The sequence below is a fragment of the Pedobacter rhizosphaerae genome, assembly GCF_900111155.1.
Lineage (GTDB): Bacteria > Bacteroidota > Bacteroidia > Sphingobacteriales > Sphingobacteriaceae > Pedobacter > Pedobacter rhizosphaerae.
Genome location: NZ_FOGG01000029.1, coordinates 42,417 through 60,582, shown reverse-complemented (window position 1 = coordinate 60,582; position 18,166 = coordinate 42,417). Strand labels below are relative to the sequence as shown.

The window sequence follows — 18,166 nt, the reverse complement described above, 5'->3', positions numbered from 1 at the left end:
CCTATCGGCGTTCAATAATTTGAATGCAATGGATTCATAGGCAGATTCCATCGTCCTTAAACTATTGTCCTTAAAACAGAGAATGCAATGGAGCAATAGTTTGAAAACAAGCTCACCCTGAAGTTTCTTGGAATACCTATTCACATTTGTAGATAAGGCAAGTTCGGTTAACCTCTCTTCTGGCAATAATGAAAGTAGTTGACTGATTTCCATAAAGAAAAATAGGCACTAATCATCCTTGTCCTAAATGAAAATTATCAACTTATGGGGAGAAATAAAATTCTTCCGAACACTTATGGTGTCTGCACCGACCATATTTTAAGATAATTTGTTTCACCTTTTAACATATTTTACTGTAACATTTTTTTATGTATCATAAAAATAGGTTACAATTTTTATTGGTAAAATCTCAGCCTTTATATTTTTTGCACTAAACTAAGTCTATATATTGTTGTCTTCAGCTCTTCGTTGTCTCGATCTTCGCAAAGCAGAAATTCTATTTTTTCAGCAGTTTGGCTGAATAATGTAATTCCTTCAAACTTATGCCTGCCTGGAATTTTAGTGCTAAAGTTTAGGTTTAAGGTTTCCAGGTTAATGTTGCCAATAAAGCTGGCTAAAATTTCACCATCGTGATAGGTCGAGTTCGTGTCTTCCGCTGTAGCGATAAAAAATATCTGTTCGTTAATAATGGCTACATCTGTAAAAGACGATTCAACATGATTAATATTAGGCAGTTTAATCGGGGTAAACTGAATGTCTCCGGGCACAGTTAAATCCTTACCCTTCATGAGGAATATACCGTTTTTAGCATCAGATCCATTTCCTCTGTTAAAAAACAACCAATTGCTACCTGTAAAAGCTGCCCCTTCAAGATTAAAATTCTCGTCGGTTATTTGAGCAACAGATTTAAACTTATTGTAAAGTAAACTTAAATTGACCGGGGTAATTTTTTTACTTTTCAGGTGATATATAATCCCCAGGTTTCTTTTCGGGGTAGATCCCGATCCTAAGGCATAAAGTTCATCGCCGAATGGGCAAAGGATTTCAAAGTCGGGTTTTTCAGGTTTAGGTATGTTTTCAAGAACCGTCAGGTGACTTCCTGCTAAAATGGGGATTTTGTTTAGCCCTTTAGTTTGGGTATGATATTCATTCAAATAACCACTATTATCACCAATAATATAAAGCAAATCAGCTGCTAAGAACAAGCCTGAGGCTGCACCAATCCCTTCAATCTCTGCGAAAACTTCTAAATGAGTAGCATACATATTTTAAAATAACGAAAAAGCACCGAGATATCCCCGATGCTTTTCATGTTTTATGTGGACTCCAGACTTAGGACTGTAGACTCCAGACTAAAGTCTACTTCTTCAACCCTATCTCTCTCAATCGCTCGTCTAAATATTCACCAGCAGTCATATCGCTGTATACTTTCGGATGCGCTGCATCAATGGTAGAATCTAAGCTGGTTAAATCCATATCGCTGCGCGGATGTAAGAAGAATGGCACCGAGAAACGGGAGGTTTTCATTAATTCGCGCGGAGGGTTAACTACGCGGTGTGTGGTTGATTTTAACTTGTTGTTGGTTAAACGTTGCAACATATCGCCTACATTCACCACAATATCAGTATGATGCGCTTTAATTGGCAACCATTCATTGCTGCGGGTTAAAACCTCTAAACCATCTGCACTGGCACCAATTAACAAGGTAATCAGGTTGATATCTTCATGTGCACCTGCACGAACTGCATCATCTGGAATGCTTTCCGGATTTTCGATCGGAAAGTAGTGTATACCCCTTAAAATTGAATTTCCATTATGTACATGCTTGTCAAAATAATCGATAGGCAATTCTAAATAGGTGGCAATGGCACGAAGCAATTGTTTTCCATTATCCTCAAGTTTGCGATAAATTTCTCCTGTAACGGCATTGAATTCAGGTAATTCTTCTAAAACTTCATTGTCAGGATATTCATTTTTTACCGGATCGCCATCGGTAACCTCCTGTCCGATTTGCCAGAACTCTTTCAAATCTGGCGTTTTTGCGCCTTTTGCAGTCTCTTTTCCTGCGCTGGTGTAGCCACGCTGACCTGCCAATTCTGGTTTTTCGTATTTCCTTTTAGTTTCTACAGGCAATGAAAAGGCCGCTTTAATGTTTTCGTAAAGTTTGTCGATCAATTCCTGACTTAAACCGTGGTTGGTTATCGTTACGAATCCAGAATCATTGAAAGCCTTTCCCAGTTCATCAGAAAATTTTTTGCGTTCAGCTTCAGTACCGTTAACGTACGAGCCTAAATCCAAACATGGAATATACGGTGTTGACATATCTTTATTTTTTATGAGTTAAACGAATTTAAAAAAGAATTGTTAATAAGGCTTGTTGATAACTTTTTTGACGCTTTAGTTGTTTCGTTATGAATGCTTTAAGTTATTAACAATTTACTTAAAATCCAATATTTTAGCTTTGTCATCGCAAATCCATCATTGTTAAAACGGAAACTAAAAGCCATTTTATTTCGTAATATTAGCTAACAAAATACAACACACAATGAAAAAGATAGTTTTAATCATATTAACTGTACTGGCCTTTAATCAGGCTAATGCACAAGGCAAGAAAACCGAGAAGGCTACATTCGGGATGGGCTGTTTCTGGTGTACGGAGGCCATTTTTCAAAAATTAAAGGGAGTAACTTCAGTTAGATCTGGATATGAAGGTGGGACATTAACCAATCCTACTTATGAAGAAGTGTGCACCGGGGCAACTGGGCATGCAGAGGTTTTGGAAATTAACTATAATCCAGCAGTAATCAGTTATTCCGATTTATTAGAGGTTTTTTGGAAAAGCCACGATCCAACAACTTTAAACCGCCAGGGCGCAGATAGCGGAACACAATATCGTTCGGTTATTTTTTACCACAATTCAGAACAAAAAGCCTTAGCCGAAAAGTATAAAGCAGAACTTAATAAAACCAATGCATTTGGCAAGAAGGTAGTTACCGCAATAGATCCTGCAAAACCTTTTTATGTGGCAGAGAACTACCATCAGGATTATTACCTTAAAAATGGTAACGAACCTTATTGCAGATTAGTTATTCTTCCCAAAATCCAAAAGCTGGAAAAGGTTTTCAAAGCTAAACTCAAAAACTAATCCTTTTACTGCGCATTTATAAATATGGTAAAGCGAATTGTAGCCAATATTGCCACTTCAGATATTCAGAAAGCCAAAACTTTCTATGCAGATATCCTCGGATTGGATATTTTAATGGATCATGGTTGGTTTACCACCTATGGTACAAACCAGCCAATGGATGTTCAGTTAAGTTTTGCCACGCAAGGTGGATCCGGGACTTTGGTTCCGGATTTATCTATAGAAGTAGATAATCTGGAAGAAGTGTTGGATAAGTGCAGAATATCCAATTTACCTGTCGAATATGGGCCCACGAACGAGCCTTGGGGAGTACGGCGTTTTTATGTCCGCGATCCCTTTGGTAAGCTGATTAATATTTTATCTCACACCGTAAATTAGATTTACGGAAGTTAGACATTAAATCGTTCCAACTTTCTAACTTAATCTTACATTTGCAGTATGAATACTGGCTTACAGCTTTATAATACGCTTTCACGTAAAAAAGAACTTTTTCAACCCCTTAATGCACCCAATGTTGGGATGTATGTTTGTGGTCCTACCGTATATAGCGATGTGCACTTAGGCAATTGTCGCACCTTTATTTCTTTCGATCTCATTTTTCGTTATCTCAAGTATTTGGGATATAAGGTACGTTACGTACGTAATATTACCGATGCTGGTCACTTAGAAGGTGATCGGGATGAGGGAGATGATAAATTTGCAAAAAGAGCCAAGTTAGAACAGCTCGAACCCATGGAGATTGTACAAAAGTATACATTAGGTTTCCATGATGTTTTGCGCATGTTTAATACCTTACCGCCAAGCATTGAGCCAACGGCTACAGGGCACATCATCGAGCAAATCGAAATGATTAAAGTAATCATTGAAAATGGTTATGGTTATGAAATAGGTGGTAATGTTTATTTCGACGTAGAAAAATACAGCAAAGAATATAACTATACGATACTCACCAATCGGAATCTGGAAGATATGCTGAACAATACCCGTGAATTGGGTGGGCAGGATGAAAAGCGGGGTAGATTGGATTTTGCGCTTTGGATCAAAGCCAAACCAGAAACACTAATGCAATGGCAATCGCCATGGGGCATGGGATTTCCTGGCTGGCATATCGAATGCTCGGCCATGAGTGCAAAATATTTAGGGGCAGAGTTTGATATTCATGGCGGCGGAATGGATCTGGCCGCTACGCACCATACCAATGAAATTGCACAGAGTGAGGCTTGCAGCCATCACCAGCCTGCCAGATACTGGATGCATACCAATATGTTAACGGTAAATGGTACACGGATGTCCAAATCGGCAGGTAACGGTTTCCTTCCGCTGGAACTTTTTTCTGGCGATCACCCTTTGCTGAAAAAAGGTTATAGCCCAATGACCGTGAAGTTCTTTATGTTGCAGGCCCATTACAGAAGTACACTAGATTTTTCTAATGATGCTTTAGATGCTTCGGAAAAAGGATTCAGAAGGTTGATGTCGGCTGTAGGATTACTCGAAAAGTTAACTCCGTCTGCAGAAAACGATTTTGATATTGCTGCGCTAAAGGATAAATGTGTGGCAGCCATGGGCGATGACTTTAATAGTCCGGTGCTCATTGCCGAACTTTTTGAAGCGGTTAGGATTATTAATACTGTTTACGATGGAAAGGCGAAAATTTCTTCAGAAGCTTTAACGCAATTAAAGCAATTGATGAGCGATTTCGTATTCGATATACTCGGATTAAAAGATGAGGAAAGCAGTAATACTGATTTAAACGGTGTGTTGGATATGGTTATTAATCTGCGCAGCGAAGCCAAAGCCAATAAAGATTATGCTACTTCTGATAAAATCCGTATCGGTCTGCAAGAACTGGGCATTCAATTGAAAGATAGCAAAGAAGGAACCACCTGGAGCAAGGCTTAATCATTTTCATGGCCAAGGCATTACAGCTTTCTGTATCCTGAAAATCGATTGTCATCCTGAGCTTGTCGAAGGACCTCCTTAAGCATTATTAGGGCGTTTCGACAATTTGTCCCGATTTTACATCGTTGGGGCTAAACCTGACAGATTTGAATGAAAAAATTACTCATCCCCCTCCCAAAGGGAACTAGAATAAGAATAGATGAATAAAAAACTTTTAATTCTGCCTTTGATCGCTTTAATCGGTTTCCAGGCATGTAAAAACGATAACAAAACAACTGAAGAAGGCAGCACTGCCGAAGAAGTAAAATTACTTTCTCCAGCATTTAATGCCGATAGTGCTTACGCTTACACCAAAGCACAGGTAGATTTCGGACCACGCATTCCGGGTACTACCGCACACCAGAAATGTGCCGATTATCTGGTGGCCAAACTGAAATCTTTTGGCGCAGAAGTAAAAATACAGGGCGCTAAAACCACTACTTATGATGGAAAAAGTTTTCAGCTGAAAAATATCCTGGCATCTTTTAGTCCAGATAAAAAGGATCGCGTATTGATTACTGCACATTGGGATGCCCGTCCTTTTTCAGATCAGGATGCTGATCCCGCTAATCATTCAAAAGCTTTTGATGCGGCCAATGACGGAGCCAGTGGAGTGGCAGTGATTTTGGAGATGGCGCGTCAAATTCAACAGAAGCAACCAGCTGTAGGTATAGATTTCGTGCTTTGGGATTTAGAAGATTACGGCAAAGCCAACGATGAAACACCCGATGAAACCACCTGGTGTTTGGGTTCTCAATATTGGGCTAAAAATGCTGTAGCCACAGGTTATAAAGCCAGATATGGTATCAACCTGGATATGGTGGGTGGCGGAAATGCGCAATTTACACAAGATGAGATTTCGCGCCAGTCGGCACCGGAGGTAGTAAACAAAGTTTGGGAAATTGGCAACCAAATTGGCTATGCCTCTTATTTTGTTGGTATTCCAAGCGGACGATTGGTAGACGACCACTTCTGGATGAACAAAGCTGGTGTTCCCTCTATTGATATTATCCATTACAATGACAATAGCGGTTTTTACATCAACTGGCATACACAGCTGGATAACCTGGCCAACATCGATAAAAATACTTTGAAGGCCACAGGCCAAACCGTACTAGAAACCATTTACAGAGAACAATAAAATGTGCAATTGTTGATTACTTTTGAAAGTGCACAACAAAGAAAATTTTATATTCGCCAAAACTATATCTTAAACATATAATGAAACAACTATCCTCTACTGCTGTAGCTTTATTGATCACATTGGGTGCATTTGCACAAAAAAGTGATGGAACCACTAAATCGTTGATTAATGCAGAGAAAGAATTTGCAAAATCAATCGCTAAAAATGGCGAGAAGGAGTCATATATCGAATATTCATCTGCCAATACGTTGGTCTTTAGACCAAACCCGGTTAATGCTAAAACTTTTTATGCCAGCCAAAGCAAAGGTGAAACTGAATTAACCTGGGAGCCTAATTTAGCTAAAGTTTCCCGCAGTGGCGACTTAGGCTTTACTACAGGACCATATGAAATTGGTGGATCTGAAAAAAAATACGGACAATATCTTTCCATCTGGAAAAGTGAAAATGGCAAATGGAAACTGGCTATAGATTTAGGAACAACCAGTAACAAACCTTTGGCTAAAACGGCTGCTAAGTTTGTAGAACCAAAAGATCATGTTGCGCCGAAGTTCTTAAATGAGAAAGAAATTAAAGCCGGTAGAGACATTATCTTAACCACAGAGAAAACCTTAAATACAATGCTTAAAACACATGGTATTGCCGCTTTTGGTGGTTTCTTAACTAACGATGCCAGATTACTTTTTCCAGGTAACGAGGCTATAGATGGTAAAGGAAAGATCTTATCTTTCTTTAACGGAATGGTAAGCAAAGTGAATTTAAAAACAACTGGCGTAGACAAGGCTATTGGTAGCGATTTAGCTTATACCTATGGAATAGCTACCATCGACTATAAAGCAGACCTGAGAGAGAGCTTTAACTACGTTTTTGTATACGAAAAAGCTGCTGATGCAAGCTGGAACTTAATCGTCCAAGCATTCGTACCTGCTGACAGATAGATGATTAATGTGAATAAAAAAGGGCTTTTCTTTTCGAAAGCCCTTTTTTGTTTGACAACTTTGCAGTTTTGCTTGTAGCTGTTTTCCACTTAGCCCCGATTGAAGCGATATCCTCGAAGCGCAGCGCAGAGATTTAGCGGAGCGGGAACAAAAGTTGTGAATGGCAATGCATTTTCCGCTACAAAAGATCTTCCTCCGATAAGTTAAATCCATATTTTACGTTTAAATTCCATGCAGAAAAAACTACTCATACTCTCTTTATTTGTTTTAACCTTTTTTACTGTTTTTGCACAAAAGAAGAAATTTGATGTGCAGGGCAAGGCAGGAGCACGCGGCATTATGCCAGAAAATACCATCGAAGGGATGCTGAAAGCCCTTGATTTAGGCGTTACGACACTGGAAATGGATGCGGTAATCTCCAAAGATAAACAAGTGGTATTGTCGCAGGAACCCTACTTTAACAATGAAATTTCTTTGCAACCCAACGGAAAGCCAATATCACTGAAAGACCAAAAGAATTTCAATATCTATAAAATGGATTACGAGGAGGTAAAGAAATTTGATGTTGGAAGCAAAGTTCATGCACGTTTTCCCGGTCAGATGAAGTTTAAGGCTTACAAGCCCCTACTTTCCGAAACGATAGACGCGGTTGAGGACTATGTTAAAACGCATAAAACGCCTAAGCCGGTTTACAACATAGAAACGAAAACCATTAAAAAAGGCGATAATGAGTTTCATCCGGAGCCGGCAGAATTTGTAGAATTGATTATGGAAGTGGTTAATCAGAAGAAAATCGCTAAACGCGTGATTATAGAGTCTTTTGATATGCGTACGTTACAGTATTTACACGAAAAATATCCTAAAATACAAACCTCATTACTGATTGATGAAAAAGAACCCTTTGAGGATTACATAGAGAAATTAGGTTTTAAGCCCACTATTTACAGTCCTTACTCAGTTTTGGTAGGAAAGGGCCTGGTAGACCGTTGCCACGCCATGGGGATAAAAATTATTCCCTGGACAGTAAACTCCCTGAAAGAAGTAAACTACTTTATTAGCCTGGGGGTAGATGGTATTATTACTGATTATCCAAACCTGATGGGGCAGATAAAAGATAAATAGTTGATGGATTAAAAAACAAAAAAGCGCTGAAATTAACTTCAGCGCTTTTTTTATCTTTTGGATTTATAGATTAATGGTGAGCTTCAGTTTTGTGGTGCTCTTCACCATGTTTTTCACCTGCATCTTTTGAACAATCAATGGTGAATACAAAAACTAAAACAATAACGAATAACCATGCCGCTAATGGCAATGCCCAAATTCCTTTTGTTTCCTGAACCGGCGCGTGTGTATCGTGACCTGACATATCTATATATTTTTGAATTTAATAATTAAGCTTAACAGGCGATAAAGATAATAACAATTTTAAAAAACTAAAGCTTTAAACATGTGATTTATTGTTGCCACCTATAAGATAAAAGGGGATAAAGGCAAAGCCCTTATCCCTGTAAATCGTAAACCATTGTTTTTTGGCTATTAATTTTGGTTTTAATGCGTTTTAAGTGCTCTTGAAGCATAGTTTGTTCTTCCTGTATCGAATTAAATAATTCTGCCTGTCGAAAGTAATTATACGCATCAGCAAATTGCTGTTGTTGCTCGGCATACAAGCCCAGTTGTTTATAAATTAAAGCGCAGTTTACGCCCGGTACTTGCAGTGCCTTTTCGGACAATGGCTTTACCAGATTGTTCATTCTTAAGGTAACGATCAATTCGAGGTAGGGCTCGTAAGCATCAGGAAATGCAGCATCTAACTCTATACTTCTTTTGTAGTAATAACCGGCAGCCCTGTAATCTTTTAAATGATAATGATATATTTTTCCGACCTGAAAATAGGCTCTTGCATATTCGGCATCGAAAGCAATAATGGCATTGAAATATTGAAGTGCTTTGGGTAATTCTCCAAGATCCAGCTCTTCAACAGCTTGTAGATATTTTTCTTCTACAGTGGTGTATATGTCCATAGTGGATATTGTAAAATCTGTTAGTGGCGGGGTTGCCAGCCTGCAGATGGATTAATAAAATAAAATTGTTTTTGTTATCTGTTCAGGATAAAAAAACTAGTGGTTTGGCAGGTAACTAAAGTGAATATCCAAACCCTTTAGGCCACAAGAGGAGCTAAAGTTCGGTTGTTGAATATGTTTTAGTTTTAGCATGGTGATTAAAATTTGATGCAAAGATATTTAATTTCAGTGAATTACAAATTTATTTTTGGGATAGGGTTGAAATTTACCACAAAAAACGCCAAGTTTTTCACAGAGAAAAAGAGTCCATCTTCCATCAAACCATCTTACCTATTTTACCACCTTAGGCACCTCAGTTATGCTCAGGATCTATTTCACAATGGATTGCGGAACTGGTACGTGCGCCACGAACCAGGGAGACTTAAAACTTAATACCTACAACTTTACTTTCTTACCATACATCAACAGAGGTTTATTGGTTATTATAGATATTTGCTTGATAAAATTTGAAATAAAATACTATTGATATGAGTTTAATTGAAGCCCTAAACTGGCGTTATGCCGTTAAGAAAATGAATGGCCAACCTGTTGAGCAAGAAAAAGTTGATAAAATTATTGCCGCAGCTCACCTGGCTCCTACTTCATCTGGTTTACAACCTTTTAAAGTGATTGTAGTAACCAACGAGGAATTAAAAAAACAAATTACTCCTATTGCCTTCAACAAACCTCAAATTGAGGCTGCTTCTCACGTATTGGTTTTCGCTGCTGATGAGAACTATACTGACGAAGGTATTGATGCTGTTTTCAACAGAATGAATGCTGAGCGTGGCTTACCTGAAAATACTACCGATGCTTATAAAAACCAGCTTAAAGGCATGTTATTAAACAGATCGGCTGAAGAAAACTTTAACCATGCTGCTCGTCAGGCTTATATTGGTTTTGGTTTAGCTATTGCTGAGGCAGCACTTCAAAAAGTAGATGCTACCCCTATGGAAGGTTTCATTGGTGCTGAACTGGATAAACTTTTAGGTTTAGATAAACAAGGTTTAAAAAGTGTAACTATCCTTCCGTTAGGTTACAGAGATGAAGCCGGAGACTGGTTAGTAAACTTGAAAAAAGTTCGTAAACCTTTAGAAGAGTTTGTTATCGAATATAACTAAGTAGGTAACCAAAAGGTTGCAATCTGTTTGAAATTCTAAAAAGTAAAAGATGTCTGTTGTATAAATTGCAGCAGACATCTTTTTTTTATCTCTACCCCATCAATCGTTTAGAATTTTTATGTAAAAAAATGTTAAACCAGCGAACAAGTTGGGTGCTATATTTATAATTGGATATATTTACAACCTGAGTAATAAATTTCCAATTCATGAAGATTTCTAACATCTCCTTTACTATACTTTGTTTTCTAAGTTTCCTTGCTTTCAATGCCTCGGCTCAAACCGATACCGTGGGAATCAATACCATCATCAGCAAAACCAACAAGGTCTTAAACGATTATCCCCAGGAAAAAATATATATCCATTTCGATAAGCCTTATTATGCGGTGGCTGATACCGTTTGGTTTAAAGCCTATGTAACTGAAAATCAAAATTTCCTCTCGGGAGTGAGTAAGATTATCTATGTTGATGTGATCAATCAGAGAGATTCCCTAATCGAAACCCTCAAACTTCCCATTACAGGTGGCTTTGCCAATGGAAGTTTTCCATTAGACCAAACCAACTATAAACAGGGCAATTATCATATCAGGGCGTACACCATGTGGATGTTGAACTTTGATAGTCCGGCTTATTTTAACAAAACATTTTTTGTAGGTGAGGCGATAGATAAAGAAGTTAAAACGCATATTACCTATAAAAATCTTTCTACAGATAAGCAGGAAAAAATAGATGCGCGAGTACAGTTTAAGGATGCGAATAATAAACCTTACGCCAACAAAAATGTAAGCTGGAAAGTTGTAACCAGTTATACTGAAATCGCCAAAGGGCGGGGCACTACTGATGCCAATGGTTTTTTAACCATTTCTATGACAGCCAACCAAAAGGCAGAATACCAACTTCAAAAAGGAGAACTGATTACCAGCATCAACACCAATGAAAAAGATGTAGCCAGTAGTACCTTTCAACTTCAAAATGCCATTATTAACAAAGATTTCCAGCTGTTTCCTGAAGGGGGAAGCCTGATTGCCGGCTTAACCAACAAAGTAGCTTTCAAAGCGATTAAAAGTGATGGACTGGGCATAAATGCCAAAGGCACCATTACAGACAGTGAGGGAAAACAGGTGGCTACCTTTACCGCTCAACACCTGGGCATGGGTACCTTTAGCTTACCTGTTGAAGCTAGCAAAAGCTATAAAGCAAATGTGACTTATGCTGATGGCAGCACACAAAGCTATAATCTCCCTGCAGTTAGTGCATCTGCTATAGGGATAAATATTGATAATAGCGATGCGGAGAACATTGCCGTTAAAATTAATGCCAACGATAGCTTCTTTGAACAAAATCAGGGGAAAAAGTTTTATCTCATTGCACAAAGTAAAGGGGTGATTTGTTATGGTGCACAAACTGCTTTATCTAATAAAACCTATAGTACAACCATTCAAAAATCTAAATTCCCTAACGGAATTGCCCAATTTACCCTATTTGCAGAAAATGGCAAGCCTTTAAGCGAGCGACTGGTTTTCGTGCAACACAAAAACACCATGGCATTGGCGGTAACTTCTTCGCTCCCAAGTTATGGTGTGAAGAAAAAAGTAAAGATCAATTTGGCCGCCAAGAAAGATGGTGCACCTGTAGAAGGTAATTTTTCTGTATCGGTTGTAGATGAAAGTAAAGTACCATCGGCTGAAGATGCAGCTACTACCATATTAACGGGTTTATTGTTAAGCAGCGACTTGAAAGGTTATATTGAAAAGCCTAACTATTATTTTAATGCGACAGATGCTAAAAAGGCTGCCGATTTAGATGTTTTATTGCTTACCCAAGGCTACAGAACGTTTAGCTATACGGATGTGATTGCAGGTAAAATGCCTAAAATCAGCTTACTGCCAGAACAGGGAATAGAAATATCAGGAATTCTTCGCATGGGGAACGGTATTCCGGTAAGAAAGGGTTCGCTCCTATTGAGTATTCCTGATAAGCGCTTTAACCTGGAGGGCACTACCGATCCTGTAGGGAATTTCAAATTCCAGAATTTGGTTTTCAATGATTCTTCTAAAGTAACCATTACTGCCAAATACAATGTGAACTACAAAAACATGACCTTAAGCATTAACGGTTCTCCTTCTCCAACACTAAGCAGAAACTTTAGCGCCGCTGATGAGGTTTTAAATATCGACAGTGCCTTAAATACTTATCTGGATAATAGCAAAAAGCAATATGCTTACCTGCATGTTTTGAAAGATGTAAATATCAAGGCTGCTGCAATTCCGAAGGTAAGCCATAAAGATTATCCCGCATTAAGCGGCCTTAGTCAGATGGCTGACCATGAAGTAACCGGCGATAGGTTACAAGGTTGCGGACTGCTCATTAACTGCTTACAGGGCATGTTGGCTGGTGTAACTTTTGTCGATAATAATTTCTATGTTACCCGTGATTATAATGCAGGGAAAAGAGTTCCAATGGGAATCTTTATCAACGGGATGAATGTAGATGTAAATCAGATTAATACTTTAGATGCCAATCAAATTGAGTCTATCGAGATCTTTTTAAGAGATGAACTGGGCCTGGTAAACCGCGCCAACAATGTGAATGGGGTAATCGTATTTAACCAGAAGAAAGCGCCTAAAGGAACTAAAATATCTAAAGCACAATTGCTGGATATGCTGCCTAAATACTACGAACTCACTTTCTCTCCAGGTGGTTATAATAAAGAAAAGCAATTTTACTCGCCTAAGTATGAGGTTGCAGCGAGCATGAACCGAAACGATTTACGTACCACGATTTATTGGAACCCTAAGGTCATCACTGATGCTACAGGAAATGCTTCTTTCGAGTTTTACAATGCCGATGGCAGAGGACAATATAAGGTTACTGTGGAAGGAATAGATGCCAATGGAAATATTGGCCGATCGGTATTTAGATATGGTGTTAAATAAAGAAGTTGTAAGTTTTAGGTTATAAGTTTTAAGTGACCTAAAAAAACTTTCAGTAATAGCGAGAAAAGTTGTAAGTTTTAGGTTATAAGTTTTAAGTAACCTAAAAACTTAGCTATAGGCTAGTGTCTCACAAGCTCATTCAATCAGTAATAGGTCGTAGCGAGGCGCTACCAATGCTGTTAACTTAAGGAGAAAACTAAAATGGATTGTCATCCTGAGCCTGTCGAAGGGTAATCCATTTTAGTTTTCGACTTATTAAGAAGATCTTCGACTACTTGTCCCGATTTCACATCGGAAAGTTCAGACTGATAGCATTTAGCTTAAGTTAATAGCATTGGAAATGCTACAACCAGAGAGAAGTGCCTTATCATAAAATTAAATTTCTATTCAAGTCTGTCACGTTGAGCTTGTCGAAACGCCCTAATAACACTTAATCAAATCCTTCTGCAACTTGTCCCGATTTCACCTCGGGAAGCTCAGGGTTGACAATTGATCTTATAATCATACACCCCCCTTACTAAAAGATGCTGAAATAAATTCAGCAAGACGATTTTTGAATGAGGGTCAACCTAATCCCTAATCAATCTACCGGATAAGGTAAAGGCTCGCCTTTTAATCCGGCTAAAATATTCTGTGCAATTATTTTAGCCATTGCTGTCCGGGTTTCTTCTGTAGCAGAGCCAATATGTGGTAGCACCGCAACATTCTCCATCTGCAATAGCGGATTATCCTTATCCATAGGCTCAGGATTGGTTACATCTAATCCTGCACCCCAGATTAGTTTTTGTTGCAGGGCTTCAATCAGGTCAGTTTCATTATGAATGCCACCGCGCGCAGTATTGATGAAAATAGCATTGGATTTCATTTGTTTAAAAACATCCAGGGTAAATAAACCCTGTGTTTCGGGTGTCAACGCGGTGTGAACGGTTAATACATCACTTTGGGCTAAAAGTTCTTCAAAAGAAACATATTTTGCCCCTATTTCTCTTTCTGCCTCCGGGTTCTGAGATCTGTTGTGATAAACTACAGGCATTTGATATAAAGCAATACATTTCTTAGCCATTTCAATTCCAATGTTTCCCAATCCTAAAACGCCAAGGGTTTTGCCTTTAAGTTCTATTCCAAGCTCTACTGTTGGTTGATAGGCTTTCCAGTCGCCAGCAATGATTTTCTTATGAAGGAAAAAGGCTTTCCGGCTTACGGCAAGCATCAAAAGAAAGGCTGTATCGGCTGTAGCAGCACTAAGTACCCCCGGAGTATTACCAATGGGTATATTTAGTTTCTTTGCCGTAGCCACATCAACCTGATCATATCCTACAGAATGCAGCGCAATAACCTTTAAATGTTTGCAGGCCTGAAGAAATTCTGCATTGATCTTATTCCGCCCAACACTAATTAATGCATCGTGTTGCTGGCAAGCATCAATTAATTCTTTTGCAGTAATTGGTTTATCGGCTGTCCATTGCGTAATCTCAATATCGTTCGCTTTGAGTTCGTTAATTCCTTCTGCGGCTATATTTCCGCTTATAAATACCTTCATTAATTTCTGATTAAATAAAATATGAAGCCACGCTAAAAGCTTCCTACTAATCAACAGCCAAGCCTGCTCTGTGTTTACTAAATTTTGAAATAAACAAATGTTACTTAACCGTAGCACTCAATTTCTGATAGGTATTTGCACTAAAATACCCAAGAGCACCATTAGAAAGATTAGAGGGGGGATTTGCCGGTGTAGTTCCCTGATTTGGTCCTCGGCCTGTTTGCTCTGATAAGGCGAACCAATAATCGAATACCGGAGCATCTATACACTCCATCTCAACCAAAAGCTGATCTCCGCTATTAAGCTCTTCATCTCTTTCTTCATCTGTAAAGAAAAACAGCTGAATCCTGAGGTTATTGCCATCCGTTAAGCGATCGTTGTTTACATAAATACTTTTTGAAATGATCCCATTGCGGTAAAGATAGAAACGGTATTGATTGGCTTCATTTTTAGGATCGGCCAGGTAGGCTGCTGTAGTTTTACGCTCATTGCCGAAAAAATAATTGTTAATCACACCAATAGAATCCATCAATACTTTTTTAGGCATAGTAGAACTTGCAGTGTAAACAGCCCCTTCGGCAGTGATATTTAAATTATAGGTAGTTCCCGGGTTGCCCTTCATCCTGTTGGTATAAATTCCAGGCGAGGTTTCTTTAAAAACGTAGTTATTGCCTTTATTATCGCTAACCGTTACTGTAGCACCAGACACTTTAGGATAAATGCCCAGCTCACTATAGCCCACTGTTTTAGATATCCTGATCTGCTGATCAATTAAGCTATCGGTGATTTTCCCTTCAATCACGATTTGTGGAGCCGCATCTTTGGTATCAATATCTATTATCTTCTTACAGGCACTAAGAGATAAAACCAATAAAATCAAATATAATGTAAGCCTTTTCATGATTTAAAATTTAAAATTCCAGGTAACTGATGGAATAAGTCCGAATAAAGAAGTTTGTTGTGCCGCAGTTTTCCTTGGATCATTTGGATCATCAATAAACTCAATCGAATAGGGATTTTTTCTGGCTAAAAGATTATAAACACCAAAATTCCAACTGGACTGATACCTTTTATGCTTTTTCCCTTCTAAGGTTGCACTCACATCCAAACGCATGTTATAGGGCATTCTGCCTGCATTCCGCTCGGTGTAATAATAAGTTGTTTGTCCACCAACAACATATTTACCGGCAGGAAAAGTTACTGCATTTCCGGTGCTGTAGATAAAACTGGAAGAGAAAGTCCACCGTTGACTAATATTGTAAATACCCACTACAGATACATCGTGTGTGCGGTCTTGGCGTGAAGGGAAATACTTGCCGTTATTTAGTTCGGCAAACTTGCGTTCGGTTCTCGATAACGTATAGCCCACCCAGCCATTTAGCTTGCCGAATTTCTTTTTGAAAAACAACTCTAAACCATATGCCCTGCCCACTCCGTACAGGAGTTCTGATTCTATGTTAGAATTGGCCAGTAATTGCGCTGCATTCTTATAGTCGATTTGATTTTGAAGCCATTTGTAATAAACCTCTCCAGAAAATTCGTAATTGTTTTCATCAAAATTCCTGAAATAACCCATAGAAACCTGATCTGCAATTTCGGGCTTAATGTTATTGCTGCTCAGTACGTATTGATCTGTTGGAGAGCTGGAAGTTGCATTGGTTAAAATGTGTACATTTTGGGTATTTCTATTATAAGATGTCTTGATGGAATTCTCCTCATTAAATAGGTAACTTACCGAAAAACGTGGCTCCAGATTGAAATAATTCTTATAAAACTTCCCGTCTGCTACACTTTCGGTTGATAAAATATTTCCGTCAGGATCGTAAGTACTGAAGTTTCCTGGCCCCATAAGTGAGAAGGCTGCCAGGCGTAGGCCATATAAAAAATTAAGGTGTTCAGTTGCTGCCCATTCATCAGAAATATAAGCCGCCGATTCGATGCCGTATCTCCTTTGCTGGGTAAGTGGATTAACCTGCGATTCTTGCGAAACACTAATATCAATCGGAGAAATGCGATGCTGGGTGGCATTAATCCCAAATCGCAAAGTATGTTTATTACTGAAATACTGAAAATCTTCCTTAAAGTTAAAATCGCGAACCAGCGAGCTGGCTTTAAAATTGGTTACATCATTTAATAAGCGAACGGTATAGTTGTAGTTATTGTAAATTAAAGAGGTATTGGAGAACAATCGGTCACTGAAAATGTGATTCAAACGGATGGTAGCCGTTACATTCCCCCAGTCGTTGGCAAACAAGTCTTTAACGCCAATATTATCCTTTCCAAAATAACCCGAAACGTAGATGGTATTCTTATCGTTAATTTTATAGTTTGCCTTTGCGTTGATGTCGTAAAAGTTCAGCGTACTTCCGTTGATAGAAGAATCTGGTGAGGCTCTTAAAAAGAGGTCAATATAGGTTCTGCGAAAACTCACCATAAAAGAACCGCGGTCTTTAACAATAGGTCCTTCAGCCTTTAACCGCGAGGCAATTAACCCGATCCCCCCCTGAAATTTGAACTCCTTGTTATTTCCATCATCCATTCTTACATCCAGAACCGAAGATAACCGACCGCCGTATTGTGCAGGCATTCCACCTTTATATAGGCTAACGTCCTTAATCGCATCAGCATTGAAAGTGGAGAAAAAACCGAGTAAGTGCGATGAATTATACACAACGGCCTCATCCAAAATGATCAGGTTTTGATCGGCAGCGCCACCACGTACGTAAAAACCAGTATTTCCTTCTCCACCAGATTTTACACCAGGCAAGAGTTGAATGGTTTTTAACACATCTTTCTCACCCAGTAGCACGGGAATGCTATTCAGCGACTTCATATCTACCCGCTCCAGGCCCATCTGGGCACTTTTTACATTCTCATTTTTCCTGTTGGTAGCGCTTACCACTACTTCTGCAAGATCAATGGTACTCTTCAACTCTTCATTGAGTTTAATGTCTTTATTTAAGGTGATGGTTTTAGTGATTGCGGTATAGCCAGTATAGCTTATTACAACGGTATAACTGCCTTCTATCTGGCTGATGGCAAAATAGCCGTAGCCATTGGTTAAAGTTCCTGCGGTGGCAGGTCCGGATATTTTGACCGTTGCACCAATGAGGGTTTCTCCTGTTGCGCCATCTCGAATGGTGCCGCTTAAAGTAAATTTTTTCTGGGCTAAAAGTGCTGTACTAAAAAAAAGAAGTAAAAGAGATAAATAATATTTCATCGACATACCAGCTACTGTGTAAGGTGAATGAGCTAACCAAATGTACGAATTAAGTCGGAAGTGGGACTTACAACTTTTTCACTATCAAAATGATCCGTGCCCAACGGAGGAAATGATCTGTGCGATGGCA

At 38.8% G+C, this 18,166-nt stretch carries 16 protein-coding genes; 8 read left to right on the top strand and 8 right to left on the bottom strand.

The window, feature by feature from the left end; genetic code table 11:
• From BMX11_RS24545 to BMX11_RS18695, 3 genes are all read right to left on the bottom strand, one after another.
• A partial coding sequence (locus tag BMX11_RS24545) for a hypothetical protein (RefSeq protein ID WP_217643873.1) occupies positions 1 to 213 on the bottom strand: 213 nt, incomplete at its 3' end.
• Between the two features lie 203 nt (positions 214 to 416).
• On the bottom strand, positions 417 to 1,265 hold the full coding sequence (locus BMX11_RS18700) for a DUF6929 family protein (RefSeq protein WP_090887163.1): 849 nt from the start codon (positions 1,263 to 1,265) through the stop codon (positions 417 to 419).
• Between the two features lie 94 nt (positions 1,266 to 1,359).
• A complete protein-coding gene (locus tag BMX11_RS18695) occupies positions 1,360 to 2,322 on the bottom strand; it encodes an isopenicillin N synthase family dioxygenase (protein ID WP_090887160.1) in 963 nt (320 codons plus the stop codon).
• A 223-nt stretch (positions 2,323 to 2,545) separates the two neighbouring features.
• Here BMX11_RS18695 and msrA point away from each other — a divergent pair, with 223 nt between their 5' ends.
• The 6 genes from msrA (at position 2,546) to BMX11_RS18665 (ending at position 8,284) form a co-directional block, all read left to right on the top strand.
• A complete protein-coding gene (gene msrA / locus BMX11_RS18690; RefSeq protein WP_090887157.1) occupies positions 2,546 to 3,145 on the top strand; it encodes a peptide-methionine (S)-S-oxide reductase MsrA in 600 nt (199 codons plus the stop codon).
• A 24-nt stretch (positions 3,146 to 3,169) separates the two neighbouring features.
• Positions 3,170 to 3,523, top strand: coding sequence for a VOC family protein (locus BMX11_RS18685; protein WP_090887154.1), 354 nt, complete (start codon positions 3,170 to 3,172; stop codon positions 3,521 to 3,523).
• A gap of 60 nt (positions 3,524 to 3,583) precedes the next feature.
• Entirely contained in the window at positions 3,584 to 5,044 is a 1,461-nt protein-coding gene (gene cysS, locus BMX11_RS18680; RefSeq protein ID WP_090887151.1) for a cysteine--tRNA ligase, read from the top strand.
• Between the two features lie 199 nt (positions 5,045 to 5,243).
• Positions 5,244 to 6,224: a M28 family peptidase gene (locus tag BMX11_RS18675; protein ID WP_090887148.1), complete on the top strand. Its 981-nt coding sequence runs from the start codon at positions 5,244 to 5,246 to the stop codon at positions 6,222 to 6,224.
• A gap of 80 nt (positions 6,225 to 6,304) precedes the next feature.
• A complete protein-coding gene (locus tag BMX11_RS18670) occupies positions 6,305 to 7,162 on the top strand; it encodes a nuclear transport factor 2 family protein (RefSeq protein ID WP_090887145.1) in 858 nt (285 codons plus the stop codon).
• Between the two features lie 231 nt (positions 7,163 to 7,393).
• Positions 7,394 to 8,284 carry a glycerophosphodiester phosphodiesterase family protein gene (locus tag BMX11_RS18665; RefSeq protein ID WP_090887142.1) on the top strand — a complete coding sequence of 297 codons (891 nt, stop codon included), beginning with the start codon at positions 7,394 to 7,396 and terminating at the stop codon, positions 8,282 to 8,284.
• Between the two features lie 70 nt (positions 8,285 to 8,354).
• Here the strand turns inward: BMX11_RS18665 and BMX11_RS24410 are convergent, their stop codons facing one another.
• Both BMX11_RS24410 and BMX11_RS18660 read right to left on the bottom strand, forming a co-directional pair.
• Positions 8,355 to 8,528 (bottom strand): hypothetical protein, encoded by a 174-nt coding sequence (locus BMX11_RS24410; RefSeq protein ID WP_175474614.1) that lies wholly within the window; start codon positions 8,526 to 8,528, stop codon positions 8,355 to 8,357.
• A 133-nt stretch (positions 8,529 to 8,661) separates the two neighbouring features.
• A complete protein-coding gene (locus tag BMX11_RS18660) occupies positions 8,662 to 9,183 on the bottom strand; it encodes a hypothetical protein (RefSeq protein ID WP_090887139.1) in 522 nt (173 codons plus the stop codon).
• A 527-nt stretch (positions 9,184 to 9,710) separates the two neighbouring features.
• Here BMX11_RS18660 and BMX11_RS18655 point away from each other — a divergent pair.
• Together BMX11_RS18655 and BMX11_RS18650 are read left to right on the top strand one after the other, a co-directional pair.
• A complete protein-coding gene (locus BMX11_RS18655; protein ID WP_090887137.1) occupies positions 9,711 to 10,343 on the top strand; it encodes a nitroreductase family protein in 633 nt (210 codons plus the stop codon).
• 206 nt (positions 10,344 to 10,549) lie between these two features.
• Positions 10,550 to 13,276: an alpha-2-macroglobulin family protein gene (locus BMX11_RS18650; protein ID WP_245738712.1), complete on the top strand. Its 2,727-nt coding sequence runs from the start codon at positions 10,550 to 10,552 to the stop codon at positions 13,274 to 13,276.
• A 580-nt stretch (positions 13,277 to 13,856) separates the two neighbouring features.
• Here the strand turns inward: BMX11_RS18650 and BMX11_RS18645 are convergent.
• The 3 genes from BMX11_RS18645 to BMX11_RS18635 form a co-directional block, all read right to left on the bottom strand.
• Entirely contained in the window at positions 13,857 to 14,816 is a 960-nt protein-coding gene (locus BMX11_RS18645; protein WP_090887134.1) for a 2-hydroxyacid dehydrogenase, read from the bottom strand.
• 100 nt (positions 14,817 to 14,916) lie between these two features.
• On the bottom strand, positions 14,917 to 15,717 hold the full coding sequence (locus tag BMX11_RS18640) for a DUF4249 domain-containing protein (protein WP_090887131.1): 801 nt from the start codon (positions 15,715 to 15,717) through the stop codon (positions 14,917 to 14,919).
• Positions 15,718 to 15,720: 3 nt separating this feature from the next.
• Complete coding sequence (locus tag BMX11_RS18635; protein ID WP_090887129.1) at positions 15,721 to 18,042, bottom strand: TonB-dependent receptor; 2,322 nt, start codon at positions 18,040 to 18,042, stop codon at positions 15,721 to 15,723.
• Between the last annotated feature and the right edge of the window lie 124 nt (positions 18,043 to 18,166).

Excerpts from the sequence above, each read along its gene's own strand:
- BMX11_RS18700 (WP_090887163.1), bottom strand. The coding sequence starts at position 1,265 with ATGTATGCTACTCATTTAGAAGTTTTCGCAGAGATTGAAGGGATTGGT.
- BMX11_RS18695 (WP_090887160.1), bottom strand. The coding sequence starts at position 2,322 with ATGTCAACACCGTATATTCCATGTTTGGATTTAGGCTCGTACGTTAAC.
- msrA (WP_090887157.1), top strand. The coding sequence starts at position 2,546 with ATGAAAAAGATAGTTTTAATCATATTAACTGTACTGGCCTTTAATCAG.
- BMX11_RS18685 (WP_090887154.1), top strand. The coding sequence starts at position 3,170 with ATGGTAAAGCGAATTGTAGCCAATATTGCCACTTCAGATATTCAGAAA.
- cysS (WP_090887151.1), top strand. The coding sequence starts at position 3,584 with ATGAATACTGGCTTACAGCTTTATAATACGCTTTCACGTAAAAAAGAA.
- BMX11_RS18675 (WP_090887148.1), top strand. The coding sequence starts at position 5,244 with ATGAATAAAAAACTTTTAATTCTGCCTTTGATCGCTTTAATCGGTTTC.
- BMX11_RS18670 (WP_090887145.1), top strand. The coding sequence starts at position 6,305 with ATGAAACAACTATCCTCTACTGCTGTAGCTTTATTGATCACATTGGGT.
- BMX11_RS18665 (WP_090887142.1), top strand. The coding sequence starts at position 7,394 with ATGCAGAAAAAACTACTCATACTCTCTTTATTTGTTTTAACCTTTTTT.
- BMX11_RS24410 (WP_175474614.1), bottom strand. The coding sequence starts at position 8,528 with ATGTCAGGTCACGATACACACGCGCCGGTTCAGGAAACAAAAGGAATT.
- BMX11_RS18660 (WP_090887139.1), bottom strand. The coding sequence starts at position 9,183 with ATGGACATATACACCACTGTAGAAGAAAAATATCTACAAGCTGTTGAA.
- BMX11_RS18655 (WP_090887137.1), top strand. The coding sequence starts at position 9,711 with ATGAGTTTAATTGAAGCCCTAAACTGGCGTTATGCCGTTAAGAAAATG.
- BMX11_RS18650 (WP_245738712.1), top strand. The coding sequence starts at position 10,550 with ATGAAGATTTCTAACATCTCCTTTACTATACTTTGTTTTCTAAGTTTC.
- BMX11_RS18645 (WP_090887134.1), bottom strand. The coding sequence starts at position 14,816 with ATGAAGGTATTTATAAGCGGAAATATAGCCGCAGAAGGAATTAACGAA.
- BMX11_RS18640 (WP_090887131.1), bottom strand. The coding sequence starts at position 15,717 with ATGAAAAGGCTTACATTATATTTGATTTTATTGGTTTTATCTCTTAGT.
- BMX11_RS18635 (WP_090887129.1), bottom strand. The coding sequence starts at position 18,042 with ATGTCGATGAAATATTATTTATCTCTTTTACTTCTTTTTTTTAGTACA.